Source organism: Microbacterium cucumeris (assembly GCF_058349845.2).
Map to the genome: position 1 here is coordinate 148,520 of NZ_JBYRIZ020000006.1, position 26,723 is coordinate 175,242.

Consider the following 26,723-nt stretch of genomic DNA (forward strand, 5'->3'; position numbering starts at 1 on the left):
CACGCGCATACCGCCGGGCGGGGCGGCGGTCAACCCGTTTGAGTCCTCCCCTCCCGGCACGCATCATGGGCGCATGCTCGCCCCCGCTGTCCGCCGCTCGACCGCCGCACTGTCCACGTGCACCCTCGCCCTCGCCCTCACCGGATGCCTCGGCACCGTGCCCGTGGATCCGGACGGGACCCTCGATGCCGCCCGGGGAGGAACGCTGCGGATCGGGGTGAGCCTGGATCCCGGGCTGGCGAAGGCGGGGCGGGACGGACCGACCGGGCCGCTCATGGACCTCGCCGAGGGGTACGCGGAGTCGATCGACGCGCGCATCGACTGGGTTCCGGCGGGCGAGGAGACGCTCGTCGGCATGCTCGAGGAGGGCGAGGTCGACCTGGCCGTCGGCGGGTTCAGCGCGGACACGCCCTGGGCGGATCGGGTGGGCGCGACGCGAGGATACGCCGACCTTCCCGGCCTGGACGGCCGCACCGTGGTGTGGCTGGTGCCGGCCGGCGAGAACGCGCTGCTCTCCGACATCGAGCTCTACCTCGACGGCGAGGCCGGATCGTGAGCCGCGGCGACCCGCATCGTTTCGGCCGCACCGACCTGCCGCCCGAGCAGCATCGCGCCCTGCATTCCGCGATCCGGTGGGAGTACTTCACGATCGGGTACACCATCGTGACGATCACCGTCGTGGCCTTCGTGGTCGGCGGTTCGCAGTCGATGCGCACGGCGTGGATCGAGGACATGCTGTCGCTGCTGCCGCAGATCGCCTTCCTCATCGCGCTGCTCCAGGTCCACCGCCGCCCTGACGTCGATCACCCGTACGGACGGCACAGGGCGATGGGGGTCGGCCATGTCGTGGCCGGGGTCGCCCTCGCGACCGTCGGACTCAATCTCGCCTTCGAGGCCGTCTCGGGCCTGGTCACCGGTGACCATCCGACGATCGGCACCGTGCAGCTGTTCGGGGTCACGGTGTGGCTCGGCTGGCTGATGGTCGCCGTCATGTCGGTCATCGTGATCGGTCCGGTCTTCTTCTATGGCCCGGCCAAGGCGCGCCTCGCACCCCTGCTGCACAACAAGCTGCTCTACGCGGATGCCGACATGGCCAAGGCCGACTGGCAGACCAATGCGGCATCCATCGTCGGCGTCATCGGCATCGGCCTCGGCGTGTGGTGGCTGGACGGCGTGGCCGCCCTGTTCATCTCGATCGGCATCGTCCGCGACGGGTTCCGCAACACCCGGTCGGCCGTGGCGGATCTCATGGACCAGCGCGCCCGCACCTACGACGACGAGGAACCGCACCCGCTGGGCCGCGAGGTGACCGAGTACCTGCGCGGGCTGCCCTGGGTCGACGAGGCCGCCGTCCGCATGCGTGATGAGGGCCAGGTGTTCCACATCGAGGCGTTCGTCACGACGCGGCGCTCCCGCGTGCCGCTGCGGCGACTGACGGAGGCGTCCGCCGGGATCGCGGCGCTGGACTGGAAGGTGCAGGACGTCGTCGTGATCCCGGTCGAGGAGCTTCCCGACGAGGCCGACCGCGGCACGGACGACTCACCCGCGCTCCGTCGCTGACCGGACCCCGGCTCGTCGGAGGCCCGGTCGGCGACGGGTCGTCATTTCTCGGGAGGGAAGTGCGGGATTTCGAAGGGCCGCGTCGAGCGGTCCACCTCGGCGGCGGCGACGGCCGCGTCGAGATCCGCGAGCAGTTCGTCGAGGTCGCGGTAGCGCGAACGGTTCGGGCACGGGCTGCGCAGCCACAGCACCTCGATCGCGCCGATCTCGCTTTTCTCGGCGTAGGCGACCATGCGTGAGGGGTCCGTATGACCGCGCGTGGCGTCGCAGATGCGCCAGCCGGTGTGCCCCAGCGGGACGATCTCCCAGGCGGGAGTCGCAGGCGACGGAGGGTCGGTGGGGGCCACGATGCTCACAGCGCCTTCCCCCCGGTCACCGCGAGGACCGCTCCGGATGTGTACGAGGACTCGGCCGAGGCCAGGTACACGTAGGCTCCCGCGAGCTCGGCCGGCTGCCCGGCGCGACCGAGCGGGGTGTCCGAGCCGAAGTGCGCGACCTTCTCGCCGTCCCAGCCCGTGGCGGGGATCAGCGGCGTCCAGATCGGCCCCGGCGCCACCGCGTTGACCCGGATGCCGCGCGATCCGGCCTCCTGCGCGAGCGCCTTGACGAACGCGACCTGAGCGGCCTTGGTCATGGCGTAGTCGATGAGTCCCGGCGACGGCTCGGCGGCCTGGATGGAGGCGGTCACGATGATGGACGCGCCCGGTTCCATGGACGGATAGGCGGCGCGGGCCGAGAAAAGGAGTCCGGCGAGGTTGGTGTCGAACACGCGGCGCATATCCTCGGTCTTCAGGTTCGCGAAGCCGCCGACGTCGTGCTGGTAGGCGGCGTTGAGGACCAGGACGTCGAGTCCGCCGAGGGCACGGCGGGCCTCGACGACGGCGTCCGTGGCGAAGGCCTCGTCGCGGACGTCCCCGGCGAGGCTGAGCCCCGTGCGTCCGGCGTCTCTCACGAGGCCGAGCGTGTCCTCGGCATCCTCCTGCTCCTCGGGCATGTGCACGATCGCGACATCCGCTCCCTCTCGGGCGAACGCGATCGCGACCGCTCGACCGATGCCGGAGTCGCCCCCGGTGATGAGGGCGCGGCGCCCGGCCAGGCGACCGTGGCCCACGTAGCTCTGCTCGCCGTGGTCCGGGGTGGGGCGGGTCTCGTCGGTCTGCCCCGGCTGCGTCTGCTGCTGGGGCGGGAACGGTCCGTCGGTGTGCGCGTAACGGGGGTCTTCGGCGATGTCGGTCATGTCGTCCTCGCGTGTGGGGTTCGCTCGTGGGGGAGGGTGGTTTCCGAGCATCTCCGCCCGAGGAGCGGAGAACCAGGGGGTTGACAGGGCGGATCCGCATCGCCTTCGCGCGGGCCCGCGCGCGAGAGCGCTCGACGGGGATCTGTCAACGGGGCTGACCTCGCCCCCTGGCAGCGCGAACCTGAGGATCCGCCGACGAGAGGAGCCGTCATGTCCGGAACACGCGCCATCCCCGAAGAGGAGCTGCCGTTCCCGCCCGAGCGCCGAGAGGAACGCGATCCCGAGAACACGGATCCCGCGGACGCGGAGGCTATGCCCGGCGGCGACGAGCAGCCCGATACCCAGGGCACCGACCCGCTCGACGCCGAGATCGGCGAGGAGGGCCAGGGCGACCTCTCCCCCGAGGACGAGCCGGATGTGCTGGCCGCCGATGCGGACCGCGCCGACGCCGAGCCGACCGATCTGCGCGACGAGGCGCCGTGAGCGGGGTCGGCGACCAGGGGCTGCGCCCGGAGCACATCCAGTCGCAGCCCCCGGACGACGAGCAGCTCGCGGCGGAGGCCGAAGAGACCGAACGGCGTCCGCGCGCACCGCGTCGGCCGGACGAGCCTCCGGTGGAACCGGCGGATCAGGGACGACGCGCCGACGGGGGCAGCCTCCGCACCCAGCGGAACCCGTAGCCCTCCAGTTCGACGACGACGCGACCGTCACGCGTCTGCACCGGCTCGGCCGACAGGAGATCCGTGACGGTCGCGTCGTCGTCGATGCCGAGCGGTACCTCGATCTCGACCGTCCGCGCATCCTCGGCGAGGTTGTGGACCGCGAGGAAGACGATGTCGTCGGCTCGGCAGGCATGGGCGAGCACGGCGTCGTCCCCCGTCTCGGGCAGCGAGAGCTCGCCCCACGCGATCTCCGGTGCCGACCGGTAGCGGGCGATCAGGAGCCGGATGAACGAGAGCAGCGAATCCGGATCCCGCAGCTGATCGTGAACGTTGACGTGCGCCGGGGCGTATCCGTCGCCGGGGATCGGCGGCACGCGCGACGGCCGAGCCGTCGAGAAACCCCCTGACGGTCCGCCGTGCCACTGCATCGGGGTCCGGATCGCCGCGCGGTCCGGGGTGGCCGGGATCTCGCCCATCCCGATCTCCTCGCCGTAGAGCAGCACCGGGGCCCCGGGAAGGGAGAAGAGCAGGCTGTACGCCTGCCGGATGCGACGCGGGTCGCCGTGCAGCATCGGCGCCAGCCGCCGGACGATCCCGCGCCCGTATACGCGCTGTCGTTCGTCCGGGGCGAGCGCATCGAACACCTGCGCACGCTCCTTCTCGGTGAGCTGTTCGAGCGTCAGCTCGTCGTGATTGCGCAGGAACATCGCCCAACCCTGACGCTGGTCGATCACGGGTCGGCCGCCCAGCACGCGCGCGAGCGGTGCGGCCTCCCCGCGGACCAGGGAGAGGAACACCGCCTGCATGGTGGCGAAGTCGAACTGGAGCTCGAGCTCGGTCGCCCCGTCTCCGAAGTAGGTCAGCTGCTCGTCGTGCGGCAGCCCGACCTCGCCGAGCAGAGCGGCGCCGCCGCGCCGACGGCCCACGAACCGGTGCAGTTCACGCAGGAATGCGTGAGGGTCGGTGTCGTCGGCCGCCCCGGGCGGCGAGATGAGGAACGGGACGGCGTCGAGCCGGAAGCCGTCGACGCCGAGCTCGGTCCAGAACCCGACGACCCGTGCGATCTCCGCCCGCACGGCGGGCTCGGCGAGGTTGAGGTCGGGCTGGTGGCGGTAGAAGCTGTGCAGATAGTACTGATCCGTGCGCTCGTCGTGCTCCCAGACGCTGTCCTCCTCTCCGGGGAAGACCGTCTTCTGAGAGGTGCGCGGCGGCCGATCGCGCCACACGTAGTAGTTCCGGTGCCGTGAGGAACGCGAGCGTCGGGCCGAACGGAACCAGGGATGCCGATCCGAGGTGTGGTTCACGACGAGATCCATGATCACCCGGATGCCGCGGTCGTGCGCGATGCGCAACAGCTCGACGAAGCCGCCGAGGTCCCCCAACCGCGGATCGACGCCGGTGAAGTCCGTGATGTCGTAGCCGTCGTCGAGGTCGCGGGTCGGCTGGAAGGGCATGAGCCACAGGCAGGTCACGCCGAGCTCCGAGAGATAGTCGATCCGATCGCACAGCCCGGCGATGTCGCCGACGCCGTCGCCGTCGGAGTCCTGGAACGTCTCGATGTCCAGGCAGTAGATCACCGCCGTACGCCACCACAGGTCGCCCGTGTCCGCCGGTCTCACAGCAGCCTCCGCAGCTCGGGGAGCAGCTCCCTCTCGCACCGGGCGAGGAAGTCCGCCTGGTCCTGGCCGACGTGGTGCAGGTAGATCCGGTCGAAGCCCTCGGCCACGGCGGCGACCCGCGCCGCGAGAGCGGAGGCCGAGCTCTCGACGAGCACTCCGGCGCGCAGCCTGTCCTCGGTCGGGTCCGCGAGCGCGTCGAACTCCTCGGGCTGCTCGAGATCCCACATCCGATCCGGCGGGATCGTCGAATGCGCCCACTGGTCGCGGGCGAGCGCCAGCGCCTCGGCATCCGATTCCGCCAGGCTCACGTGGATCTGCACCGCCGTGGGCCCCCTGCCCCCGGCCGCCCGGTACGCATCGTGCGTCTGCGCCGCGGCGGCGGGGTCCGTCCCCACCGTGATCAGACCGTCCGCCCACTCGGCGACCTCGGCCGCGGTCTCCGGGCTCACGGCCGCCGCCAGCAGATCCGGTGGTGCGTCCGGTCTGCTCCACACCCTCGCCTCGTGGACCCGCACCTCACCGTCCGCGTTCACCCGCTCTCCGGCGACGAGCGCGCGGATCACCTCGGCGCACTCGCGCAGCCGCCGATCACGGTGCTGCTTGTCGGGCCACGCATCGCCGGTGACGTGTTCGTTGAGCGCCTCCCCGCTTCCGAGCGCGGCCCAGAAGCGTCCGGGGAACATCGCGCCCAGCGTGGCGACCGCCTGCGCCGTGATCACGGGGTGGTAGCGCTGACCCGGAGCCGTCACGAGACCGATCGGGAAGCGCGTGAGCGCCAGGGCGGCACCGATCCAGCTCCAGGCGAAACCGGACTCGCCCTGTGCGAGGGACCACGGCGCGAGGTGATCCGAGCACATGGCGGCATCGAAGCCGGCGGCCTCGGCATCCCGCACCGCCTGCAGCAGTGCTTCCGGCGCCACCTGCTCGTGCGAGGCGTGGAATCCGATGACGACCATGGCCGCGATCAGAACACGGTGTCGGGCTCGGCGCCGCGTGCCTCGCCGCCGCCGCCCTCCATCAGGTCCTTGAAACGCCCGAGGTCCCGCTCGGCCGCGCGCTCGTCGAGACCGATCAGCGCGCCGGCCTTCTCCGTGAAGGTCTCCGGGACCCACGCCATCTCCAGCGCGACGCGCGTGCGCTCGGCGTCGATCGAGGTGAACTGCACGACACCGCTGTGCACCTTCTCTCCCTCGCTCGCCCAGGCGATGCGCTGGTTCGGCACGGCGTCCGTCACGCGCGCGTCGAACTCGCGCTCGACCCCGCCGACGTTGACGACCCAGTGCGAGCGGTCGTCCCCGAGGCGCTGCACGCTCTTGACCATCGACATGTAGTACGGCATGTCCTCTAGACGCGCCCACTGCTCGTACACCGCGCCCAACGGCGCCTCGACCTCGGTCTCGGCCTTGATCACTTCGGCCATGTCACTCATCTCCTCACTCGGTTCCCTTGTTCCGGAACGGATCAATCTACGGATGCCGGGCCCGGCTCCGGCCCGGGGTTGACCGCGTCGGCTCGAGCGCGTACGGTCCCCTCCCTGGTAGGCAGGTCCCGTTTCGCCGGGCCCTCGATCACGCGTCCGTCCGGCGCGAACCGCGAGCCGTGCAGCGGGCAGTCCCAGCTGCGCTCCGCGGTGTTCCACTGCAGCACGCCGCCCAGGTGCGTGCAGACGCCGGACACGGCGCAGGCCCGCCCATCGACGACAGACTCCGCCACGGGTTCGAGACCGCGCCGTGTCATGCGCACCCGATCCGCACCCTCGGCGTGCGACTGCTCGGGACGCGCCCAGCCCCGGGCGGCTTCCCCGGCCACGCGCGCGTTGCTCGCGATCATGGCGGCCGCGCCGGACGCACCGATCCTGCCGTGCGCGAAATGCTCGGACCACGCCGGGGCGACCCCCTCGATGATGCCCGTCACCGCGAGAGCACCGGCCACGGCGTTGGTCATGCCCCACTTCGCGAACCCCGTCGCGGCCAGGACCCTCCCGTGCGTTCCGGGCTGGATGCCGAAGAACGGCCGGTCTCCGGCCATCCGGTAGTCCTGCGCCGCCCACCAGCGGTCGCGCACCGCGCCGGGGAAGGCCTGGGCCGTCCAGCGGTCGATCGCCTGCAGCCGGATACGCGTGTCCGCGTCGCGTCCGGTCGGGTAGGAGCTGCCGCCGACCACGAGCAGCGGGCGCTGCTGCTCGTCCCGGCCTGATCGCAGGGAGCGCGTCACCTCGTCGACGCAGAGGAACGAGCCGTCCGGGATCATCGCGGCATCGGGCAGCCGGTAGGCGGCGACCATCTGCCTGGTCGGCGTGAGCTTCGCGAAGAACGCCCGACGATCGATCACCGGGAAGCCGGTCATCACGAGCAGGCGCTCTGCGCGCAGCTCCCCCGTCGTGGTCGTGACGAGCACACCGCTCGCGGTCGCATGCGTGCCGGTGAGCCGGCAGCCTCCGATCAGGCGCACTCCCAGGGAGACGGCCTGGTCCGCCAGTGCCCCGAGCACCCGCATCGGATGCAGCTGGGACTGATCTCGCAGCAGCAGAGCCTGGGAGACCGGGAAGGGGAGGCCGATCCGTCCGGAGTCCTCCTCGACGGCGAGGCCCGCTGCACGGCAGGCCTCCGCCTCGGCGCGCACGGTCTCGCTGCCCGCCTCCGTCATGGCGTAGGTGACAGAGGTCCGGCGCTCCTCGGCGTCCGGGATCGCGGCGATCTCCGCACGCAACCAGTCCTGACCGTCGATCTGCGCCTGGGCGTAGGCCGCCAGCACACGATCGCCGGCGCTGCGGCGCAACCGGGAGTACACGGAGCCCTGCAGCAGGCTGAGCTTGGCGGTGGACGCGCCGGTCGTCCGGGCGCCGGCCTCCGCCGCGTCGATCACGGCGACGCGGTGGCCGGCGCGGGCCAGCATCACCGCAGCGGCAAGGCCCGCGAGACCGGCGCCGGCGATCACGACCTCGCTCTCGACGACGGCCTCGGCGGCCATCCGGATCCGCGGCCCCGTGTCGCGCCACAGCGCGCGCGGGCGTGGTGTCGTCGTCACGTGGATGCTCCCTTCGTCGTCCATCGATCCGACACCGCGGCGGCGGGCGGGGACAGGGCCTTGACATTCCGTACCGCCTAACCGGCCGCCGGGTCGCCGTCAATCCCCTCCGCCCGCGGCGCGCGCGTCGCTACCGTAAGCGCATCGCATCCGCGTCCGAGCACCAGGAGGAATCATGGACACGACGACGACCCGCTATGCGGGCAGCGCGATCCAGGTGATCGCGCTCATCTTCGGCATCGTCTTCGCCATCGTCGGCATCGCCGGGTTCGTCCCGGGTCTGACCCACTCGGCGGAGCACCTCGGCGCTGCGGGCGCCGACTCGGAGGCGATGCTGCTCGGCCTGTTCCAGGTCTCCGTGCTGCACAACATCGTGCATCTCCTGTTCGCCGTCGCCGGCATCCTCTCCGCGATCGGCCCCGCGGCGTCCCGCGCCTACCTCTTGTGGGGAGGCGTCGTATACCTCGTCGTCTGGATCTACGGCCTGTTCGCCGTGGGCAATGACGCGATCAACATCATCCCCGTCAACCACGCGGACAACTGGCTGCACCTGGGCCTCGCGATCGTCATGATCCTGCTCGGCCTGCTCGTCGGGCGGGCGCCCCGCGCACGGCCCGCCGAGGCGCCGCCGCTGCGGTGAGGCCGGGCATGAGCGATGTCACGGTCTTCGCCCCGTCCCCGACGCTGACCATCACCGTCGAGGATCACCCCCAGGGTTCCGAGATCCACGTCCACGCCGGCGGGCAGGGCGTCTGGCAGGCCCGGATGCTGCGCCGGCTGGGCTGCGAGGTCACGATGTGCTGCGTGCTCACCGGCGAGATCGGCAGCACGCTGGGCCACCTGCTCGAGGACGAGGGGCTCCGCGTCGTCTCCGTGGAGCGCGCGGGACGTGGTTCCGCGTACGTCCACGATCGCCGCGGCGGGAAGCGCGTCGCCGTCGCCGAGGAACAGGGCGATCCGCTGGGCCGGCACGACCTCGACGATCTCTACACCCGCATGCTGGATGCCGGATCGCGATCGCGCATCTCGATCCTCAGCGGACCGGCGGGCGACGAGACGGTGCCGGCGGACATGTACCGGCGGCTCGCCGCGGATCTCCGCGACGAGGAGCGCCGGGTCGTGGCCGACCTCGCCGGGGACCGCATGCGCGCCGTCCTCGCGGGCGGCGTCGACGTGCTGAAGATCAGCCACGAGGAGCTGGCCGGCGACGGCCTGATCACGGACGACTCGACAGCGGGCATCCGCGCCGCCATGCGCCGGCTGCGCGAAGAGGGAGCGGGCACGGTCGTCGTCACGCGCGCCTCCGATCCGCTGCTGATGATGGACGACCGCGGCACCGTGGAGGTGTCGCTGCCCGCGTTCGCCGAGGCCGAGACCCGCGGGGCGGGCGATTCCCTCACCGCCGGGGTCGTCGCGGGCCTCGTGCGGGGAGAGCCGCTGCGCCGCGCCATCACCCTCGGCGCGGCGGCCGGAGCGCTCAACGTGACCCGGCACGGTCTCGGGACCGGCGACGGGGCGGCCATCCGGAGCCTGCGCGACCGCGTGCGCCAGCGCACCGTCGACGCGGAGGAGGCGCCGGTCGCGGAGGAGCGCACGAGCCCGGACGGCCTCGCCGCGCGCGCTGCTCCCGAGGAGGACCGATGACCCGCGTGCTCGTGACCAACGATGACGGCATCGACGCACCTGGACTGCACGCCCTCGCCGCCGCTGCCGTCGACGCCGGCTTCGACGTCGTCGTGGCCGCACCGGCCACGCAGTCCAGCGGGTCGAGCGCCTCGATCCTCGCCGAGGAGGCGGACGGGCGGATCCGCATCGAACGCCGAGAGCTCGACGGACTGGAGGATGTGCCGGCTCACGCGGTCCGCGGCGGCCCCGGTCTCATCGCACTCATCGCGGCGCGCGGAGCGTTCGGAGTCCCTGCCGACCTGGTCCTGTCGGGCGTCAACCACGGCGCGAACGTGGGCCGGGCCATCCTGCACTCCGGGACCGTCGGCGCGGCGCTCACCGGAGGCATCGGCGGAACCTGGGGCCTGGCCGTCTCCCTCGACGTCGGCATCGAGCCGGCAGCGTGTCATTGGCGCACCGGAGCCGACGCCGCGCTGCGGGTCGTCCCCGCGCTGCTGCAGCGCCCGCGCGGCGCCGTCGTGAACGTCAACGTTCCCAACGCTCCGGAGATCCGAGGGTTCGTCGAGGCACCTCTGGCTCCGTTCGGCATCGTGCAGACCACGCTGACCGAGGCCGATGAGCACTACGTCCGGCTCGCCGTGGAGGACCTGCCGCTCACGCCGACCGAGGACAGCGACGCGGCTCTGCTCGCCGACGGCTGGGTGACGGTCACCGGGATCGATCCGGTCTCGAGCTGCTCCTTCCCGTTGCCGGACGAACTCGCCGGCCGGGATCAGAGGACCGGGTTCTCCGCGGTGACGGGTTCGCCGCCGTCCGCGGGCTCCGGCACGAGGTAGAGACCGCCCGGCGCATTGGCGGTGAACGCCAGAGCCTCGATCCAGGCGCGATTGATCGCGGGCGAGCGGCTGCCGTAGTACTTGAACACGAGCGAACTCGACGAGTGCACCCACACGGTCGTGCGCCCGCCGCCGACGCTGGCGTCCTCGCGCCAGGAGAACGGGAACGGCTCCCCGCGGCGCAGCTTCGCGCTGATGACGAGCTGGATGTGCGTCAGAGCGCGGTCCTCGATCTCGACCTTGACGCCGCCCTCGTAGATGAACTTTCCCATTGCGGCATCCTTTCGTCGTGAGCCTTTCGGCCCCGGCTCTGTCGTGCTGGCTCCCCCCATGGGTAGCGTAGCCGTATGGGCATGCTCTACTACGGTTCCGCGTCCGAGCCGATCCAGATCGAGGACCGGGCGCTGGCGCACCTCAAGGTCGTGATCGCGACGAAGCTGCGCCGCAACGAGAGCTTCACGTTGTCCTGGCGTCACCCGGACGGCGACGATCCGGGGCGGTCGACCATCTGGCTGCACCCGTCGATCCCGATGCGGTTCGTGTTCGACGACCCGGAACCGCCGGAGCTGCACGGCGAGTGGATCACCGCCATGGCGAACTCCGCGAACTCGAGCGGCGGCATCACCCTCGTGCCCGAGGATCTCGAGACCGACTGACCGGAATCACTCCGACTCCCACGCCGAGACCCTGTGCGGGGCACCGACCGGCTTGGACTCGGCGGAGCCCCGCTGGCGCAGCACGATCGACAGCAGCACCATGGCCGCGACGGCCAGGAACTCCGACTGCCAGTTCTGCAGCGTGCGGTCCCAGAAGTCCGGGCTGACGAGATACTCCGACCAGGTCAGCGGGGCGGCCCCGTGCTGGGCGTTCTCCTCGTTGATGACGGCGACGCCGGCCAGCGACTGCACCAGCCATGACAGCACGAACACCGCCCCCATCACGATCAGCAGCGAGTTGCCGTACAGCGTCGTCCGCCATCCGCCGGCCCGGGCCCAGGCAGGGGAATCCGGGCGGGCGTAGCGCCCCACGAGCTGGTCCTCATCACTGCCGGGCCCCTCGTCACCCGGTTTCTTCGACTCCGGCGACCCGCGCTGCACCAGCCAGATCGTGGCGGCGATGAAGAAGAAGAACTGCAGGAACTCGGACTGCCAGTTCTCAGCCACGTCGACGACGAAGTCGCTCGAGAACACGAACTCCCAGAACCCTTGCGCCGCCTGCCCGTGGTGCAGCAGTTCCTCGTTGGTGCGCAGGTGCCCGGCGATCGCCTGCCCGATCAGCGCGAGCAGGAACAGGACGATGAAGAAGAGGCCCAGGGCGTTCTCGCGCAGCATCCGTCGTGTCATGAGTCCGACCATGCCGCTCGGCGCTGACGGGTACAAGGGGTTGACGTGTCCGGCGCCGCGTGTCAACCCCCGTGGGCGGCCCGGCGCCCGCTCGTATCGTGGCGCACGTCCACACGAGAGGAGCACCATCATGACCCTGGTCAGCGACATCATGACGCCGGGCGCGCGATGCATCGGAGAGAACGACTCGCTGCACGTCGCGGCATCGGTCATGGCAGAGCTCGACGTCGGGTCCCTGCCGATCTGCGGCGAGGACAGCAGGCTGAAGGGGATGCTGACCGACCGCGACATCGTCGTCAAGGCCGTCGCGAGAGGCATGGACCCCGAGACGACCCGCGCAGGCGTGCTGGCCGAGGGCAAGCCCGTCACCGTCACGGCAACCGACGACATCGCCATCGCGCTCGAGCGCATGCAGGAGCATCAGATCCGCCGTCTGCCGGTGATCGACGATCACCTGCTGGTCGGCATCGTCACCCAGGCCGACATCGCGCGGTCGCTCCCGGCGACCGACACCGGCGAGACCGTCGAGCGCATCTCGCTCTGACACGGAAAGAGACCGACACGGGCGAGACCGTCGAGCGCGTCTCGCTCTGACACGAAGGAGAGCAACATGCCACGCAATCAGCGTTCACGTCTGAAGGACCCCGAGCTCTACGAGGAGCTCCGCGAGGACGGCGCGTCCAAGGAGAAGGCCGCACGCATCTCGAACGCCGCCGGCGGCACGAAGAAGGGCCGGTCCGAAGTGGGCCGCCGCGGCGGCGAATCGGGCAGCTATGAGGACTGGACGGTTCCCGAGCTCAAGAAGCGCGCCAAGGAGCTGGGGCTGAGCGGATACTCGGACAAGCGCAAGAGCGAGCTCATCACGGCGCTGCGGGATCACTGAGGGGTCCGCGTTCCGCCGCGCCGCGTCGCGAGGTCCGGCCGCGTGCGACGCTCACCCCGATGCTGGCGGTGACGACGAATCCGATGGCCACGAGCCTCAGTGCGCTGGCGTGCTGGCCGAGCACGACCCAGCCCGCGAACGTCGCTGTGGCCGGCTCGAGGCTGAGCAGGATGCCGAACACGCGCTGCGGGAGGCGACGCAGAGCGGCGAGTTCCAGCGTGTACGGGATGATCGAGCCGAGCAGCGAGGTCACGGCCGCGAGCGCCAGAAGAGCCGGGTCGGCCGCGACGGCGACGGCCGCCGGGACGCCGAAGGGCAGCAGGACGGCCGCCGCGACGACGAAGGCGACGGCGAGTCCGCCGCTTCCGGGGATCATGGCACCCGCGTGAGCGCTCGCGCGGATGTAGAGCGCCCAGAAGGCGGCCGCGACGAGCGCGAACAGCACGCCGAGCGGATCCAGCGGGTCCGCCCCGATCAGGCCGTCCACCCCGAGCAGACCGATCCCGATCACGGCGAGCGCCAGCCACCCGGCATCCCGCAGGCGCCGGGTGAGGAGCGCCGAGAGCACGAGGGGTCCGAGGAACTCGATCGCGACGGCCGGCCCGAGCGGGATCCGTTCGATCGCGGCGTAGAAGGCGCCGTTCATGCCCGCCAGGGTCAGCCCGAACAGGATCGACGCCCGCCACTGCCGACGCGTCCAGCCGCGGACGGCGGGGCGCACGACCAGGATCATCACGAGCGCTGCGATGCCCAGGCGCAGCGCTGTCACGCCCCACGCGCCGAGTGCCGGGAACAGCTGCGCCGCGACGGCTGCACCGAAGGACAGCGAGACACAGGATCCGAACACGAGCGCCGCGCCGAGATACGGGCCGGAGGGAGTGCTCGGGGGCATGTGCTCCAGACTGCCATGCGCGCGGCAGCTCAATCGCCCGGACGCGGGTCCGCCTTCGTCTGCGGCATCCGGCGAGCGCGCACCCTGACGACCGCAGGGATCGCGTGCCTCAGCGCGGCGCCAGCCCGACCCGCAGCGGGGCACCGGGCGCTGCGGCCGCGGCGAGCGCGACATCGGCCTCTCCGAGCGGATGGACCGCTCCGACCATGTCCGCGAACGGGTACGCCCTCCCCCTCCCGGCGAGGAACGCGACCGCATCGACCAGGTCCGTGCCGGTGTAGTTGTGCACCCCGGTGATCGTGACGAGGCGTCGCACGAGGTCCTCGGCGTCCAGGGCGACCGGTGCTGCGGGGAACACGCTGCCGACGAGGACCACGGTCCCGCCGACGTCGACGGAGGCGATGGCCTCGGCGACCGCGTGACCGGAGGCCTCGATGACCACGGTCGGCGCGGCATCGTCCGCATCCGGCTCCGCGCCGAAGCGCTCGGCGAGCAGCCGCCGCTGGGCCGAAGGATCGACGACCGACACACGCGCCCCGAGGTCCGCCGCGATCGCCGCCGCCGAGAGACCGACCAGCCCCGCCCCGTACACGCGCACGGAGACGCCCTCGAGATCGCGGCCGGCACGCGCGACAGCCGCCCAGGCCGTCGCCGTCGCGCAGGACGCCGGAGCGAGCGCCGCGGCCGGCAAGGATTCCGATGCGCGCACGATCGCGGTTCCGCGACGCAGGTGCACGTGCGTGGCGAAGCCGCCGGTCAGCTCCCAGCGCGGTTCGATCCGCTCGTGACCGTACTTGGCGAGTGTGCGGCACTTCTGCGGCAGACCGCACTCGCAGCGGTCGCACGTCCCGCAGGAGACGGTGACCGACCAGACCACACGATCCCCGACGCGCAGTTCACCGCCGTCCGCGGTGCGCGCTCCGCCGTCGCCGAGCGCGATCACGCGCCCGACGCTCTCATGACCCAGCACGACCGGCACGGGAGACGGGCGATCACCGCGGACGGTGTGCACGTCGGATCCGCAGATCGTCGACAGCTCCACGGCGACGAGCACATCGCCGCTCGCGAGCGCCACACCGGGGACGGCCACGGTCTCCAGCGGCATCCCCGCACCCAGCCAGACGCGCGCCGTCGCCGCCGGTCGCAGCGCGACGTCGCGCAGCTCGGCGCGCGGCAGCAGGGTGCGCACGTCAGCCTGCCAGGGCGGGAACGGCGAGCAGTCCGCGGGCGCTCAGCGCGGGAAGAAGGCGGAGCTTCATGAGGACCTTTCGGTGTGAGAGGGGTGATCCGCATGCCACTCTGACACCGACGACGCCGAGATATATACCTACGTCGGAAGAGTTCAACCTGCGTTCACCTGGACTTCTCCGAGGTGAACTCGGGAAGAACTCACCATCGACTCCGCGTTCGGACAAGTAGTATGCCTATGTGGCTGAAGCTGTGTACACCCAGATCGCCGACGACCTGCGCGAGCAGATCGCGTCGGGAAACCTGCGACCCGGCGACGACGTCCCCACCGAAGCGGAGCTCGCCGCCCGATGGAGGACCTCTCGCGGGCCGATCCGCAACGCGCTGGCCGCGCTGCGCGGCGAAGGGCTCATCGAGACGACGCGTGGTCGTCCGGCCCGGGTCGTCGCGCGCAAGGCCGATCAGGCCGTGGACGTCTCGGTGCCGTTCACGCGCTGGGCGCGCGAGCTCGGCGTGACGCCGGGGGCGCGAACCCAGCAGGTGAGCCTGCGCCGGGCCGGCGCCGACAAGGCAACCGCCCTCGGCATCGACCCCGACGACACCGTTGTCACGGTGGTGCGCCTGCGTCTGCTCGACGGCCGCCCGACCATGCTCGAACGGCTCTGCTACATCGAGCCCGTCGGCCGGCTGCTGCTTGACATCGATCCGGATGCTGTGTCGATCACCGAGTTCCTCGGCTCGAAGGGGCATCCGATCGTGGGACTGCAGCACGAGATCGACGCCGTGGCGGCGGATGCCGAGGACGCCGAGCTCCTGCGCGTCCCCCCGGGTACGCCCATCCTGCGCCTCAGCCGCATCTCGCGCGGCCCGGACGGCCGCATCTTCGAGGCCTCGGAGGACCGCTACCTCAGCGACGTCGTCCGGTTCACGGTCGCGGCGTCCGGGATCTCCGACGACGGCCACTACATGCGCGCCGTGGGAGGGTGACGGGACGCGTCGCGATCGTCGCCCCGAAACAGACGATCGCGAGCGCGCATCCATGGGAAGCCGTGATGCCGCGCCCGCGATCTCGGCGCTGGGGACGCCGTACTCTGGGGAGCTTTCAGGCTATGCGGACCCCGAAGGGGCCCGATAGCGCCGAACGTCGAGTCCGTCTACGACTTTCGTCCAGTTCCTCGCCCTTCGTGCCCTCCGCGCGCGAGGCGCTCTCAGCCGGCAGGGCGGATCTCGGGTTGCGGGCGGGCGATGGGAAGCCGGGCGACGACCCGCCAGAGGCCGTCGGATTCCCCGGCGCTGAACTCACCGCTCGCGCCGAGCACCCGCTCGGCCATCCGGCCGATGCCCGTGCCGCTGGACGGCAGGTCGCGGCGCGGTGTCGCCGGCAGCGGGCTGCTGATCATGAGGCCGACCGCGTCGTCGTCCACGCTGAGGCGCAGCTCGATCGCACCGGGCCCGGCGTGCTTGAGGATGTTCGTGGCCGATTCACGCACGATGCGCGCGAGGATGATCTCCGCGGATCGCGGGATGCGCTGGTCGGTGGGGTCGGCGTCGGCAGTGACAGCGTGGCCGGCAGCCTCCAGCTCCTCGCGCGCCTCGTCGATGGCCGCCGCGAGGTCGCCGGTCTGCATTCCGGCCGAGCGCGGCCCGTCGTCGGCGAGCTCGATGACGAATCGCAGATCCGTCATCGCCTTGCGGGCGGCCGCGCGGATCGCCTCCTGCGACTCGGGGCGGGTCTCGGCGTCGTCCAGCATCTGCACGTGCAGCGAGATCACCGTGAGGTGATGCGCGATGCTGTCGTGCAGTTCGCCCGCGATCCATCGTCGCTCGGCGAGCACGGCCTGGCGCTCCTGTTCCGCGCTCGCGGCGAGCTGCTGCTCCAGACGCCGGCCGCGAGCGAACGCGAGCCGCAGAGCGAAGCCGACGCCACCGGCGACGGTGGCGAAGATGAGGTAGATGCCGACGTTGACCGGGACTCTCGTGTCGCCGTACGCGATGATCGCGGCTGCGAGGAGGAACCCGCCGGTGTAGGACAGGATCAGCGATGTGCGCCCGAGGCGCATGACCAGGGCCGCGGCCACCGCTGCGGTGGTCAGGACCTGCGTCTCCGCCGAGACGAGAAACGACAGCGCGAAGGCGAGGCCCAGCGCGCATGTCGCCAGCAAAGGCGAGACGAGGAAGAGGGCGAGGATCGCCGTGGTGAGGATGCTCACGATCGACCGTGAAACGTCCGCCCCCGGCGTGGAGATCAGACCGATGACGTCGAGGAGGACGATGCCGACGATGATCGCCAAGACGACGATGCGCTCGATGGCGCTCAGCTTCTCCCCCGGACCCAGCCGGAGGACGTCGGGCGCACCCCGGGCCGACCGGTCTGAAGCCATGGTTCAGTATCTCCTATTCGCCAGGTACTCTAGCGATAGAGGCCGAAGAAGCGTCCGAACTGCTCCCAAAAAGACATAGTGATTCACCTCCCGTGCTTGGTCGTTCGTCCAGCGATGACTTCATCTTCTCGGTGGAGCGCGAGCGGCACATCTGACTCCTGGACAGACTTCATTGGCCAAAGGTCCAGGTCGCTTCGCGTCGTCCGCTCAGCCGTTAGGCTTCCTCCATGCCGGAAATCCGCGTCCTCATCGTCGATGACGACCCTTTGGTGCGCACGGCTCTCGCCCACTTCGTGGCGCGCGATCCCGAGATCGACGTCATCGGCCAGGCCGAGGACGGGCGAGAGGCGATCGGCATCGTCGAGCGGGACCGCCCTGACGTGGTGATGATGGACGTGCAGATGCCGGAGATGAACGGCATCGAGGCGACCACCGTGATCGCGCAGCGCTGGCCCGACATCCGAGTGCTCGCGGTCACCACGCTCGACGGCAGCGACACCGTGCTCCCGATGCTCAGCGCCGGCGCGGCGGGGTATCTGCTCAAGGACTCCACTGCCGAGAGCATCGTGGCAGGCGTCCGCGAGGTGCACGCCGGCGGCAGCTCGCTGTCTCCGCGCGTGGCATCCATGCTCATCAAGCACGTCCGCGACGCCGAGCACTCCGGCGCGGACCGGGAGGCGCTCGAAGCGCTCACCGACCGCGAGACGGAGGTCCTGGATCGTCTGGCCGCGGGCATGTCGAATGCCGAGATCGCCCGGGCGCTGATCGTGTCCGAAGGGACGGTCAAGGCGCATCTGGGGCGGATCATGTCCAAGTGGCACGTGCGCGACCGCGTGCAGATCCTCGTCACGGCCGCGCGAGCGGGCCTCGTCGACTTCCGCTGACGCGCCCCACCCGGATGCGCCCTCACAGGGCGAGCAGCACGATCCCCTCCACGACGACGGCCGCGGCCGCGATCCGCCGCGCGGGCCGGGGCTCACGGAGTGCGAAGGCACCGAACAGGCTCACGAGCGCGACGCTCACCTCGCGCAGCGGCGCGACCAGGGCGACCGGCGCGAGCGTCATGGCGTCACACGAGTCGGGTCCGACGCACGCGGGCGCTCACCAGCGCGATGAGTCCGAGCGCGATCAGCAGGACGGCCCAGCCGAGCCCCGCGACGATTCCGCCGGTGACGGCGAGCTCAGGGAGGTCGACGGTCACGGAATCGGATGCGGTCACAGTCGTCGCCCCGCTCATCGCCGACGCGGTCGCGGCGTTGACGACGGCGTGCGCCTTCGCCTCTTCGGCCGTGACCGTGTACGCCACCGGACCGCACTCGGCGGAATCCCCTGGTGCCAGATCGCCGATTTCGCAGGGGATCGCGCCACCGAGCTTCGGGTCGTCGATCGTGATGTCGGTGAGCGTGACCGCCCCGGTGTTCGTCACCCTGAACCGGAACTGCACGGTGTCACCGGCACTGACCTTCGCGTCGCCGTTCGCATCCACGTAGTCGCCACCGGTCTTCTCGACGGCGATCGCCGGCTGCGCCTCGATCGGCGTCGTGACGGTGTCCGTCGCGGTGACCGGCGTCCCGCCTGCACCCCCTGCCGTGGCCGTCGCCGTGTTGACGATCTGTCCTGCGTCGATCTCGGCCTGCGTGAGCGCCACGGGGTCGGCGCGGCAGATCACCATGTCACCGGGCGCGATATCGGTCGCCTCGCAGACGATGTCGCCGTCGACGCGGGCGTCCTCGATGACCACGCCGGTCGCGGTCGTCGTCCCGGTGTTCGTCACCGCGAACGTGTAGGCGACGGTGTCCCCGGCATCCGCCTGTCCGCTGCCGTTCGCGTCCTCGATCGCCGCGGCGGACTTGACTAGCGAGATGCCGTCCTCTCCGCTCACCGGCACGTCCGCCGTCGCGGAGTCCTGCACTGCGCCGCCAGCGCCGGCGCCGGTCACGGTCGCCTCGTTGTGCACGCTCTGCGCGTCGACGTCTTCCTGTGTGAGCGTGTACACCACCGGACCGCAGACGATCTCATCACCGGGGACCAGTTCGGCTCCCTCGAGGGCGGTGCAGTCGATCGCGCCGCCGAGCAGCCCGTCATCGATCGCGACCTCGTCGATCACGGTCGTCCCCGTGTTGCGCACCGTGAAGGTGTAGGAGATCTCGTCGCCCGCGCCGATCCGTCCGTCGCCGTCGGCGTCCACCGGCGCCGCGCCGACCTTGTCGAGGGCGATCGCGTCGGTGCCGGAGATCACGACATCCGCGCTCGCATCGTCCGCGACCGCGCCGACGACGCCCTGCGCCGTGACCCCGGCCTCGTTGTGCACGACCTGCGCCTCGACGTCGTCCTGCGTGATCTCGTACGGGTACGGGCCGCACGCGATCTCGTCGCCCGGGGCGAGGGATGCGCCGACCAGCGCCGGGCAGTCCAGTGCACCGCCGAGCCTGTCGTCCGTGATCGCCGCACCCGTGAGCGTCGTCGTTCCCGTGTTGATCACCGTGAACGCATAGGAGATCTCGTCTCCCGCGCCGATGAGCCCGTCACCGGTCGTGTCCACCGCGGCGCTCGGCGTCTTGGTCACCTCGACGGCGTCCGTCCCGTCGATCGTGGTGTCGGCCTGGGCGGTGTCCTGCACCTCCCCGTCCGGTGCCTGCGCGTCGACCGTCGCCGTGTTGCTCACGACGCCCTGGTCGACGTCGTCCTGGGTCAGCGTGTACGCGATCGGCCCGCACACGATCTCCCCACCCGGGGCGAGTGGCCCCACAGCCGGGCAGGGGACGGGTCCGCCCAGCATGGGGTCCGTGACGAGGATGCCCGTCAGGGTCGTCGTGCCCGTGTTCGTCACCGTGAACGTGTAGGCGATGCCGTCGCCCTCGCCGAGCGCCCCGTCGCCGTCGGCGTCGACCGGTTCGCCGGCCGTCTTGGTCAGGCTCACACCGTTCGCACCGGTGATCGTCACGGTCGCCTGGGCGTCGTCGGTCACCGGGCCGGAGGGTCCGGATGCCGTGACGGAAGCCGCGTTCTGCACATTGCCGGCATCCACGTCGGCCTGGGTGAGCGCGTACGCGACCGGCCCGCAGTCCGCCGAGTCGCCCGGCGCCAGCACCGCCCCGGCGAGCTCAGGGCAGTCCAGCGGCCCTCCGAGCATCGGGTCGTCGATCGACGCGCCCGTCAGTGTCGTCGTACCGGTGTTCGTCACCGTGAACGAGAACGCCACCTCGTCTCCGGCGCCGATGCGACCGTCGCCGTCGACATCCGTCGGAGTGCCCGCGGACTTGACGAGGGCTGTGGCGTCGGTACCCGTGACCGAGACGTCCGCCTCGGCCTCGTCCGTCGCCGAACCCGTCTCCGAGGTCGCGTTCACGGTCGCCGTGTTGTGCACGGCGCCTCCGTCGATGTCCTCCTGCGTCAGGGCATAGGTCAGCGGGCCGCACTCGGCCTCGTCGCCGGGCGCGAGGCTCAGCCCTTCCAGAGCCGGGCAGTCCAGAGCCCCACCCAGCAGCGGGTCGTCGACCGATGCACCGGTGAGCGTCGTCGTACCGGTGTTCGTCACCGTGAACGAGTACGTGATCTCGTCGCCCGCACCGATCATGCCGTCGCCGTCCGTGTCGGTCGGCGCCGAGGCGTCCTTCGTGAGCGCCACGCCCGTGGTGCCCGCGATGAGCACGGTGGCCGATGCCTCGTCCTCGACGGGGCCCGCCCCCTGCGCCTCGACCGTCGCGGTGTTGTCCCGTTCACCGGCGTCGATGTCGGCCTGCGTCAGGGTGTAGACCACCGGCTCGCAGTCGAGCTCGCCTCCGGGCGCGAGCGTGGCGGGCCCGTCGGCGAGGCATCCGATGTCACCGCCGAGAAGCGGGTCCTCCACGGCGGTGACGGAGAGGGTCGTGGTGCCCGTGTTGCGGACCGTCAATGTGTAGGAGACCTCGTCGCCGGCGCCGAGGAGCCCGTCCCCGTCGGCATCCGTGATGTCACCCGCGGTCTTGATCAGCTCCACCGCGTCGCTGCCCGCGACGTCGATGTCGGCCTGCGCGGTGTCGGTCACCTCTCCGCCGAGCGCCTCCCCCGTCACGCTCGCCTCGTTGTGCACGGTGCCGGCGTCGACGTCCTCCTGGAGCAGCGCATAGGTGATCGGGGCGCAGTCGACCGCGTCGCCGGGTGCCAGCGCGACACCGGCGAGCTCGGGACACGCGACCGCTCCTCCGAGCATCTCGTCCGTGATCTGGACGTCGCTGATCGTCGTCGTGCCGGTGTTGGTGACGGTGAAAGTGTAGTTCACGGTGTCTCCGGCGCCCAGCACCCCGTCGCCGTCCGCATCGACCGGGTCCGCCGCCTGCTTGTCCAGGCTGATCGCGCTGACGGACGGAACCGCGGTGGTGACCGCGTCATCGTCCGAGACGGGTCCGCGCGGCGTGCCGGCCGTGGCGGTGGCGGTGTTCACGACCTGCCCCGCGTCGATGTCCTCCTGCGTGAGCACATGGACGATCGGGCCGCAGGCGGCATCGTCGCCCGGCGCGAGGGTGACGCCGTCGAACGCCGGGCAGTCCAGTGCGCCGCCGAGGAGGGGATCGTCGACGGTCAGATCCGTCGCGGTCGTCGGTCCGGTGTTCGTCACCGTGAAGTCGTACGCGATCTCGTCACCGGCCCCGATCGCGCCGTCCCCGTCCGCGTCGACCGGCGTCCCGGCGGTCTTGACGAGCTCGATCTCGCCGCTGCCGGTGATCGGCGTCGTCGTCGAGCTGGTGTTGTCGTCGGGGTCGGGGTCGGCCGTGGCGGAGGCGACCGTGACGGTGTTCGTCACCTCGGTGGCCGCGGTGGCGGGATCGACCGTCGCCGAGTACTGCAGTGTGCCGCCGGAACCGGATGGGAACGACGCCACGACGCAGCGGAACTCGCGGCCCTCGATCGTGCAGCCCGGGGTCGTCGTCGTGATGTCTATGAGCTCGGGCGGAAGGGGATCGGAGATCACCATGTCCACGGCGGCATTGGGTCCGCTGTTCTGCACCGTGAGCGTGTAGGTGATGCGTTCGTTCACCGCCACGGGATCCGGCGTCGCGGACTTCACCACGGAGAGATCTGCGGACGCGGCGACGACGACATCGGCCGTGCCGGTCAGGTCGACGCTGTCGGGATCGGCGGTCTCCGAGGCGGCGACGGCCGTGTTGGTGAACGTCCCCTCGGCCGTGCCGACCGCGGAGATCGCGAGGGTCTCCTCTGCACCGGGCTGCAGCGCGCCGACCGCCCAGCCGTCGATCGACCAGGTGCCGACGGATGCCTCGGCCGAGACGAGCGCGATGCCGTCCTCCACGGTGTCCGTCACGAACATCCCCGTGGCGGTCGACGGCCCGTCGTTGCGCACCGTGACGAGGTACGAGATCGTCCCGTCGAGCGCCACGGCGGGGGTCGACGTCGTCTTCGTCAGCGACACGTCCGCCGAGGGGGCGAGGGGCACGTCCACGGTGCTCGAGTAGTTGGCGTCGTTGGGATCCGGCGTGGCCGACCCGACCGTCGCGGTGTTGCTGAGCACTCCTGTCGCGTCGGCGGCGATGACGCCGTCGATCGTGACGGTCACGGACTGATCGGGTTCGAGGTCGCCCAGCAGGCAGCTGCCGATGGACCCGGTGATGCGGCATCCGTCGGTCGGAGTGGAGGGATCGAGATATGCCGTCGGCAGGAAATCGGCGACCGTCACGCCGCGTGCGACGGAGGGTCCGTCGTTCGTGACCGTGATCGTGAACGACTGGGGCGTCCCCGGGACCCCCGTCGCGGGGGACGCCGTCTTCTCCACGCCGACGTCCGCGCTCTGCGCGACGGTGACCGTCGCCGAGGCCGAGTTGTTCGCCGTGTCCTGATCATCCGCCGGCGCTGCGACGGAAGCGGTGTTGATCAGCTCGCCCGCCGGAGCGTCGGCAGCCACCGCGACGCTCAGCACGATCGTCTCTTCGGCTCCCGGTGCGAGGGCGTCCCAGTCGCAGCGCACCCGGGTGCCGCCCTCTTCGACGCACGTCCCGGTGTCCGGCTGGGACAGGCCCAGGACCGTGATGCCGGCGGGAAGCGCGTCCGTGAGCACGACGTTCGCCGCCGTGGAGGGGCCGGTGTTGCTCACTCCCAGCGTGTAGGTGAACGTGTCCCCGGCGGTGACGGTCTCGGCCGATGCGATCTTCGTGACGGCGACGTCGGCGATGATCGTCGGGTCGAAGGCTGCCGAGCTGGCGTTGTCGATCGTGTTCCGCTCGGAGGTCGAGGTGGTGACGGTCGCGGTGTTCTGCACGGCGCCTTCGGCATCCGGTGCGAGCACGACCGTCACGGTGGCCTCGGCCGATGCCCCCGGCGCGAGCGTGCCGACGGCGCAGGACACGACCGATCCGTCGAACTCGCAGGTGGCGGCATCCGAGTCGACGCCGACGAATGTCGTCGCCGGGTCGAGCGGATCCGTGATCACGACGTCCGTGGCGGCCGAAGGACCGCCGTTCGCGGCGGTGAGCGTGTACGTGACCTCACCGCCCGCGACCGGGACCTCCGGCGAGAAGGTCTTCTCGATCGAGACGTCCGTCACGGCCGTCACGGTTCCGGATGCCGTCGCGCTGTTGTCGCTCGGATCGGGGTCCGTGGTGCTGCCGTTCACCTGCGCGGTGTTCACGAGAGCCGATCCGGGGGCCGCGCCGGCGGACAGCGTGCCGGTGACCGCGATCTCGGCCGAATCGCCGACTCCGAGCGGACCGCCCGTGCAGTCCACGGTCGTGGTCACGGTGCACGTCCCGGACGCGGTCTCGGCCTGGACGTCTTCGAGGCCGGCTGGGATCGGATCGGACACGGTGAAGTCCGCGGCCGACTGCGGTCCGTCATTGGTCACGGTGATCGTGTACGCGACGGGCTTTCCCGCCACGAGCGGCGAGGTGTCGAGGGTCTTCGCGATCGCGAGATCCGCCGCGTCTCCCACCGGCGTCTCAGTCGTCTGCGTCGTCGACACGCGGTCCTGCGCGACCACCGGGTCACGGAAGGCGACCTGGGCCTCGTTCCGGATCGTGCTCGCGGCACCGGCGACCGCCACGATCGCGTCGAAGGAGAGCGTCGTGGAGGAGCCCGCGGGCAGAGCTCCTCCGGAGGTGGCGGTGGCGAGATCGCCCAGTCGCACACGGACCGTGCGATCGCCCGCCGCGTACTCGCCGCGGTCGTCCCCCGCGGCGTCGGTGAGCGCTCCGGCACCCGGGCCGTTCACGATGCGCAGCGACCCGGGGACGAACTCCAGTCCGGGGTCGAGCACGTCGGTCGCCACCGACTGCGCGGCCGGGTTTCCTCCGTCGTTGCGGGTCGTGATCGTGTAGCGGAGCACATCGCCGACCTCGGCAGCGGTGCCCGCGGTCGTGAGGTTCTCCACGGTCTTGTCGCTGATGAGGCACGGACCGGTGCCGAAGGTGATGTTGTCGAGCAGGTTGCCCACGGCCGCGTTGCCCCCGGCGGAGCTCACGGCCTCGAAGGCGAACCGTGTCGTCGTCTGACCAGCCGGGACGACGTACGTGCCGGAATGCGTTCCCCAGCTCAGGCCGTCAGAGAGGTTCGGTCCGTTCTGCACCGGCGCAGCGGGCGGACCGATGAGCACGCGCATGACGTCGGTCCCCTGACGGCCGCGGTGGTTCAGCGACCACGACAGCGTCTGCCCGGGGGTCGTCGCGACATCCTGGTAGAGCCGGCTCGCGCTGTACGCGTTCAGTTCGGCGAACTGCTTGCCCTCGGCCGAGGCGACACCGTTGAACCCGCTGCTCCAGATCTCGATCTTGTTCTGGACGTCGTTCGTGAACCAGCCGGGCACCGCCGACTCGTCCAAGAGCGAATAGCGCCCGGCCGGGACGGTGGGCTGCTCGAATCCGCCGTTGACGAGAGCCACCGAGTCCTGGCACATCGTCGGATCCTGCGCCGCCACGGCGGGGACGGGCGCCGCCGTGTCGACGACAGCGCCGAGCAGCGAGGCCAGCAGCAGGGCGCCGGCCGCCATCGCCGCGCCGCGGAAGGTCTTCGTTCGGGTCACTGCGGGCACGACAACGTCCTTTCGGGGCCTGCGGCCATGGTAGCGACAGGGCCGTCGGTGCAGAACCGCGAGTAATACGATCGAGGTGATGCCCGCGCACGGAAGGTCCCCCATGCCCGCTCCCTCTCCCGCCCTCGCGCACGCCGAGGATCTCGCCGACTTCGTGTCGGAATCGCCGTCGAGCTACCACGCCGCCGAGGAGGTCGCGCGCCGTCTGGAGGCCGCCGGATTCACCCGCCTGGACGAGGCCGACCCCTGGCCGGCGCAGCCCGGTGGACGGTTCGTCGTCGTCCGCGACGGCGCGGCGATCGCGTGGGCCGTGCCGTCGGACGCGCAGGCGACGACCCCGGCGCACATCTTCGGCGCGCACACCGACTCCCCCGGCTTCAAGCTCAAGCCGAAGCCCACCACGGGAGCCCGCGGCTGGCTGCAGGCGGGCGTCGAGGTGTACGGCGGGCCTCTTCTGAACTCCTGGCTCGATCGCGAGCTGCGGCTGGCGGGTCGCCTCGCCCTCGCGGACGGACGCGTCGTGCTCGCGGACACCGGCGCGCTGCTGCGCCTGCCTCAGCTCGCGATCCATCTCGACCGCGAGGCGAACAGCGGTCTCGCGCTGGACAAGCAGACGCAGACGCAGCCGGTGTGGGGCCTCGGCGACCCGACGGCCGAGGACCTGCTGGGCGAGCTCGCGGGCTCCGCCGGGGTGGATGCCGCAGACATCCGCGGTTTCGACGCGGTCGTGGCGGATGCCGCGCGCGGCGCCGTCTTCGGCAAGGACGACGTGTTCTTCGCCTCGGGCCGCCTGGACGACCTCGCCTCCGTGCACGCCGGCGTCGCCGCGCTCGGCTCGCTGGCGTCCGACGCCCTGGCCGGCGGCGTGATCCCGGTCCTCGCCGCTTTCGACCACGAAGAGCTGGGCTCGGCATCGCGATCCGGCGCGGCCGGCCCCTTCCTCGAGGACGTGCTGGTCCGCGTCTACGCCGGCCTCGGCGCCGACGCGACCGAGCAGCGCCGTGCGTTCTCCGCATCCTGGTGCCTGTCCAGCGATGTCGGGCATTCGGTGCACCCGAACTACGCGCACAAGCACGACCCGGTCGTCCAGCCGCTGCTCGGGTCGGGCCCGATCCTGAAGATCAACGCGAATCAGCGCTACGCGACGGATGCCGTGGGATCGGCGGCCTGGAGCTCGTGGTGCGACGCGGCCGGCGTCTCGTCGCAGGAGTTCGTGTCGAACAACGCCGTCCCCTGCGGGTCGACGATCGGACCGATCACGGCCACGCGCCTGGGCATCCGGACCGTGGACGTCGGCGTCCCGATCCTGTCCATGCACTCGGCGCGAGAGCTCGCGGGGGTCAGCGACCTGCACGACCTCCGTCGCGTCGCCGAGGCCTTCTTCTCGGCCTGACACTCCGCGTGATCGAGCAGAGACCGGATCGATATATCGGATGGGCTCGGCCCCGGATA

Annotated in this window: 25 protein-coding genes; 12 read left to right on the plus strand and 13 right to left on the minus strand. The window is 71.2% G+C overall.

Annotated features, from left to right (window positions below; translation table 11 throughout):
• The first annotated feature begins 73 nt into the window (after positions 1–73).
• Complete coding sequence (locus AC3RXZ_RS15950) at positions 74–556, plus strand: transglycosylase SLT domain-containing protein (protein WP_491494663.1); 483 nt, start codon at positions 74–76, stop codon at positions 554–556.
• Entirely contained in the window at positions 553–1,560 is a 1,008-nt protein-coding gene (locus AC3RXZ_RS15955; protein ID WP_491494664.1) for a cation diffusion facilitator family transporter, read from the plus strand. Before AC3RXZ_RS15950 ends, AC3RXZ_RS15955 begins: the two co-directional genes overlap by 4 nt.
• A 41-nt stretch (positions 1,561–1,601) precedes the next feature.
• Here the strand turns inward: AC3RXZ_RS15955 and AC3RXZ_RS15960 are convergent, their stop codons facing one another.
• Positions 1,602–1,793: a hypothetical protein gene (locus AC3RXZ_RS15960; RefSeq protein WP_491494665.1), complete on the minus strand. Its 192-nt coding sequence runs from the start codon at positions 1,791–1,793 to the stop codon at positions 1,602–1,604.
• A gap of 119 nt (positions 1,794–1,912) precedes the next feature.
• Positions 1,913–2,797, minus strand: a complete 885-nt coding sequence (locus tag AC3RXZ_RS15965; RefSeq protein ID WP_243229702.1) for an SDR family oxidoreductase — start codon at positions 2,795–2,797, stop codon at positions 1,913–1,915.
• A 210-nt stretch (positions 2,798–3,007) separates the two neighbouring features.
• On the opposite strand from AC3RXZ_RS15965, the gene AC3RXZ_RS15970 reads away from it, so the two are divergent.
• The gene (locus AC3RXZ_RS15970) at positions 3,008–3,280 is read left to right on the plus strand and encodes a hypothetical protein (protein ID WP_491494666.1); all 273 of its coding nucleotides are present in this window, start codon (positions 3,008–3,010) and stop codon (positions 3,278–3,280) included.
• Between the two features lie 145 nt (positions 3,281–3,425).
• Here AC3RXZ_RS15970 and AC3RXZ_RS15975 read toward each other — a convergent pair whose 3' ends face one another.
• Genes AC3RXZ_RS15975 through AC3RXZ_RS15990 form a run of 4 tightly spaced genes read right to left on the minus strand, consistent with a single transcriptional unit; the run spans position 3,426 to position 8,105 of the window.
• A complete protein-coding gene (locus AC3RXZ_RS15975) occupies positions 3,426–5,078 on the minus strand; it encodes an alpha-amylase family protein (RefSeq protein WP_491494667.1) in 1,653 nt (550 codons plus the stop codon).
• Positions 5,075–6,034, minus strand: a complete 960-nt coding sequence (locus AC3RXZ_RS15980; RefSeq protein WP_491494668.1) for a TIGR03885 family FMN-dependent LLM class oxidoreductase — start codon at positions 6,032–6,034, stop codon at positions 5,075–5,077. Before AC3RXZ_RS15980 ends, AC3RXZ_RS15975 begins: the two co-directional genes overlap by 4 nt.
• Before the next feature lie 8 nt (positions 6,035–6,042).
• Entirely contained in the window at positions 6,043–6,498 is a 456-nt protein-coding gene (locus AC3RXZ_RS15985) for an SRPBCC family protein (RefSeq protein ID WP_491494669.1), read from the minus strand.
• Positions 6,499–6,539: 41 nt separating this feature from the next.
• Positions 6,540–8,105 carry an FAD-dependent oxidoreductase gene (locus AC3RXZ_RS15990; protein ID WP_491494670.1) on the minus strand — a complete coding sequence of 522 codons (1,566 nt, stop codon included), beginning with the start codon at positions 8,103–8,105 and terminating at the stop codon, positions 6,540–6,542.
• A 175-nt stretch (positions 8,106–8,280) separates the two neighbouring features.
• On the opposite strand from AC3RXZ_RS15990, the gene AC3RXZ_RS15995 reads away from it, so the two are divergent.
• The 3 genes from AC3RXZ_RS15995 to surE are packed head-to-tail and all read left to right on the plus strand — an operon-like array spanning position 8,281 to position 10,567.
• A complete protein-coding gene (locus tag AC3RXZ_RS15995) occupies positions 8,281–8,745 on the plus strand; it encodes a DUF4383 domain-containing protein (RefSeq protein ID WP_491494671.1) in 465 nt (154 codons plus the stop codon).
• Positions 8,746–8,753: 8 nt separating this feature from the next.
• The gene (locus AC3RXZ_RS16000) at positions 8,754–9,749 is read left to right on the plus strand and encodes a 1-phosphofructokinase family hexose kinase (RefSeq protein WP_243229695.1); all 996 of its coding nucleotides are present in this window, start codon (positions 8,754–8,756) and stop codon (positions 9,747–9,749) included.
• Positions 9,746–10,567, plus strand: a complete 822-nt coding sequence (surE, locus tag AC3RXZ_RS16005) for a 5'/3'-nucleotidase SurE (protein WP_243229694.1) — start codon at positions 9,746–9,748, stop codon at positions 10,565–10,567. Before AC3RXZ_RS16000 ends, surE begins: the two co-directional genes overlap by 4 nt.
• Here surE and AC3RXZ_RS16010 read toward each other — a convergent pair.
• On the minus strand, positions 10,504–10,839 hold the full coding sequence (locus AC3RXZ_RS16010) for a DUF7882 family protein (RefSeq protein WP_243229693.1): 336 nt from the start codon (positions 10,837–10,839) through the stop codon (positions 10,504–10,506). The genes surE and AC3RXZ_RS16010 overlap by 64 nt on opposite strands.
• A 75-nt stretch (positions 10,840–10,914) precedes the next feature.
• On the opposite strand from AC3RXZ_RS16010, the gene AC3RXZ_RS16015 reads away from it, so the two are divergent.
• Positions 10,915–11,223, plus strand: a complete 309-nt coding sequence (locus tag AC3RXZ_RS16015) for a DUF7882 family protein (protein ID WP_243229692.1) — start codon at positions 10,915–10,917, stop codon at positions 11,221–11,223.
• A gap of 6 nt (positions 11,224–11,229) precedes the next feature.
• On the opposite strand, the gene AC3RXZ_RS16020 is transcribed toward AC3RXZ_RS16015, so the two are convergent.
• On the minus strand, positions 11,230–11,910 hold the full coding sequence (locus AC3RXZ_RS16020) for a DUF6766 family protein (RefSeq protein ID WP_491494672.1): 681 nt from the start codon (positions 11,908–11,910) through the stop codon (positions 11,230–11,232).
• 130 nt (positions 11,911–12,040) lie between these two features.
• On the opposite strand from AC3RXZ_RS16020, the gene AC3RXZ_RS16025 reads away from it, so the two are divergent.
• Entirely contained in the window at positions 12,041–12,454 is a 414-nt protein-coding gene (locus AC3RXZ_RS16025; RefSeq protein ID WP_243229690.1) for a CBS domain-containing protein, read from the plus strand.
• Positions 12,455–12,520: 66 nt separating this feature from the next.
• Complete coding sequence (locus AC3RXZ_RS16030; protein ID WP_243229689.1) at positions 12,521–12,793, plus strand: DUF7218 family protein; 273 nt, start codon at positions 12,521–12,523, stop codon at positions 12,791–12,793.
• Here the strand turns inward: AC3RXZ_RS16030 and AC3RXZ_RS16035 are convergent.
• Together AC3RXZ_RS16035 and AC3RXZ_RS16040 are read right to left on the minus strand one after the other, a co-directional pair.
• A complete protein-coding gene (locus AC3RXZ_RS16035; protein ID WP_491494673.1) occupies positions 12,771–13,685 on the minus strand; it encodes an EamA family transporter in 915 nt (304 codons plus the stop codon). The genes AC3RXZ_RS16030 and AC3RXZ_RS16035 overlap by 23 nt on opposite strands.
• 109 nt (positions 13,686–13,794) lie before the next feature.
• Complete coding sequence (locus tag AC3RXZ_RS16040) at positions 13,795–14,874, minus strand: alcohol dehydrogenase catalytic domain-containing protein (protein WP_491494674.1); 1,080 nt, start codon at positions 14,872–14,874, stop codon at positions 13,795–13,797.
• 239 nt (positions 14,875–15,113) lie between these two features.
• Between AC3RXZ_RS16040 and AC3RXZ_RS16045 the strand changes: the two genes are divergently transcribed.
• Positions 15,114–15,860, plus strand: coding sequence for a GntR family transcriptional regulator (locus tag AC3RXZ_RS16045; protein ID WP_491494675.1), 747 nt, complete (start codon positions 15,114–15,116; stop codon positions 15,858–15,860).
• A 221-nt stretch (positions 15,861–16,081) separates the two neighbouring features.
• Here AC3RXZ_RS16045 and AC3RXZ_RS16050 read toward each other — a convergent pair whose 3' ends face one another.
• Entirely contained in the window at positions 16,082–17,254 is a 1,173-nt protein-coding gene (locus AC3RXZ_RS16050; RefSeq protein WP_491494676.1) for a sensor histidine kinase, read from the minus strand.
• Positions 17,255–17,481: 227 nt separating this feature from the next.
• Here AC3RXZ_RS16050 and AC3RXZ_RS16055 point away from each other — a divergent pair, with 227 nt between their 5' ends.
• Positions 17,482–18,138, plus strand: coding sequence for a response regulator (locus tag AC3RXZ_RS16055; RefSeq protein WP_491494677.1), 657 nt, complete (start codon positions 17,482–17,484; stop codon positions 18,136–18,138).
• A 22-nt stretch (positions 18,139–18,160) separates the two neighbouring features.
• Here the strand turns inward: AC3RXZ_RS16055 and AC3RXZ_RS16060 are convergent, their stop codons facing one another.
• Both AC3RXZ_RS16060 and AC3RXZ_RS16065 read right to left on the minus strand, forming a co-directional pair.
• Positions 18,161–18,319, minus strand: a complete 159-nt coding sequence (locus tag AC3RXZ_RS16060; protein WP_491494678.1) for a hypothetical protein — start codon at positions 18,317–18,319, stop codon at positions 18,161–18,163.
• 4 nt (positions 18,320–18,323) lie between these two features.
• Positions 18,324–25,271 (minus strand): COG1361 S-layer family protein, encoded by a 6,948-nt coding sequence (locus AC3RXZ_RS16065; protein WP_491494679.1) that lies wholly within the window; start codon positions 25,269–25,271, stop codon positions 18,324–18,326.
• Between the two features lie 103 nt (positions 25,272–25,374).
• On the opposite strand from AC3RXZ_RS16065, the gene AC3RXZ_RS16070 reads away from it, so the two are divergent.
• On the plus strand, positions 25,375–26,664 hold the full coding sequence (locus tag AC3RXZ_RS16070; RefSeq protein ID WP_243229681.1) for a M18 family aminopeptidase: 1,290 nt from the start codon (positions 25,375–25,377) through the stop codon (positions 26,662–26,664).
• Positions 26,665–26,723 lie beyond the last annotated feature (59 nt).

Coding starts and splice junctions, on each gene's coding strand:
- AC3RXZ_RS15950 (WP_491494663.1), top strand. CDS start 74: ATGCTCGCCCCCGCTGTCCGCCGCTCGACCGCCGCACTGTCCACGTGC.
- AC3RXZ_RS15960 (WP_491494665.1), bottom strand. CDS start 1,793: ATGGTCGCCTACGCCGAGAAAAGCGAGATCGGCGCGATCGAGGTGCTG.
- AC3RXZ_RS15965 (WP_243229702.1), bottom strand. CDS start 2,797: ATGACCGACATCGCCGAAGACCCCCGTTACGCGCACACCGACGGACCG.
- AC3RXZ_RS15970 (WP_491494666.1), top strand. CDS start 3,008: ATGTCCGGAACACGCGCCATCCCCGAAGAGGAGCTGCCGTTCCCGCCC.
- AC3RXZ_RS15980 (WP_491494668.1), bottom strand. CDS start 6,034: ATGGTCGTCATCGGATTCCACGCCTCGCACGAGCAGGTGGCGCCGGAA.
- AC3RXZ_RS15985 (WP_491494669.1), bottom strand. CDS start 6,498: ATGGCCGAAGTGATCAAGGCCGAGACCGAGGTCGAGGCGCCGTTGGGC.
- AC3RXZ_RS15995 (WP_491494671.1), top strand. CDS start 8,281: ATGGACACGACGACGACCCGCTATGCGGGCAGCGCGATCCAGGTGATC.
- AC3RXZ_RS16000 (WP_243229695.1), top strand. CDS start 8,754: ATGAGCGATGTCACGGTCTTCGCCCCGTCCCCGACGCTGACCATCACC.
- surE (WP_243229694.1), top strand. CDS start 9,746: ATGACCCGCGTGCTCGTGACCAACGATGACGGCATCGACGCACCTGGA.
- AC3RXZ_RS16010 (WP_243229693.1), bottom strand. CDS start 10,839: ATGGGAAAGTTCATCTACGAGGGCGGCGTCAAGGTCGAGATCGAGGAC.
- AC3RXZ_RS16015 (WP_243229692.1), top strand. CDS start 10,915: ATGGGCATGCTCTACTACGGTTCCGCGTCCGAGCCGATCCAGATCGAG.
- AC3RXZ_RS16020 (WP_491494672.1), bottom strand. CDS start 11,910: ATGACACGACGGATGCTGCGCGAGAACGCCCTGGGCCTCTTCTTCATC.
- AC3RXZ_RS16025 (WP_243229690.1), top strand. CDS start 12,041: ATGACCCTGGTCAGCGACATCATGACGCCGGGCGCGCGATGCATCGGA.
- AC3RXZ_RS16030 (WP_243229689.1), top strand. CDS start 12,521: ATGCCACGCAATCAGCGTTCACGTCTGAAGGACCCCGAGCTCTACGAG.
- AC3RXZ_RS16035 (WP_491494673.1), bottom strand. CDS start 13,685: ATGCCCCCGAGCACTCCCTCCGGCCCGTATCTCGGCGCGGCGCTCGTG.
- AC3RXZ_RS16050 (WP_491494676.1), bottom strand. CDS start 17,254: ATGGCTTCAGACCGGTCGGCCCGGGGTGCGCCCGACGTCCTCCGGCTG.
- AC3RXZ_RS16055 (WP_491494677.1), top strand. CDS start 17,482: ATGCCGGAAATCCGCGTCCTCATCGTCGATGACGACCCTTTGGTGCGC.
- AC3RXZ_RS16060 (WP_491494678.1), bottom strand. CDS start 18,319: ATGACGCTCGCGCCGGTCGCCCTGGTCGCGCCGCTGCGCGAGGTGAGC.
- AC3RXZ_RS16070 (WP_243229681.1), top strand. CDS start 25,375: ATGCCCGCTCCCTCTCCCGCCCTCGCGCACGCCGAGGATCTCGCCGAC.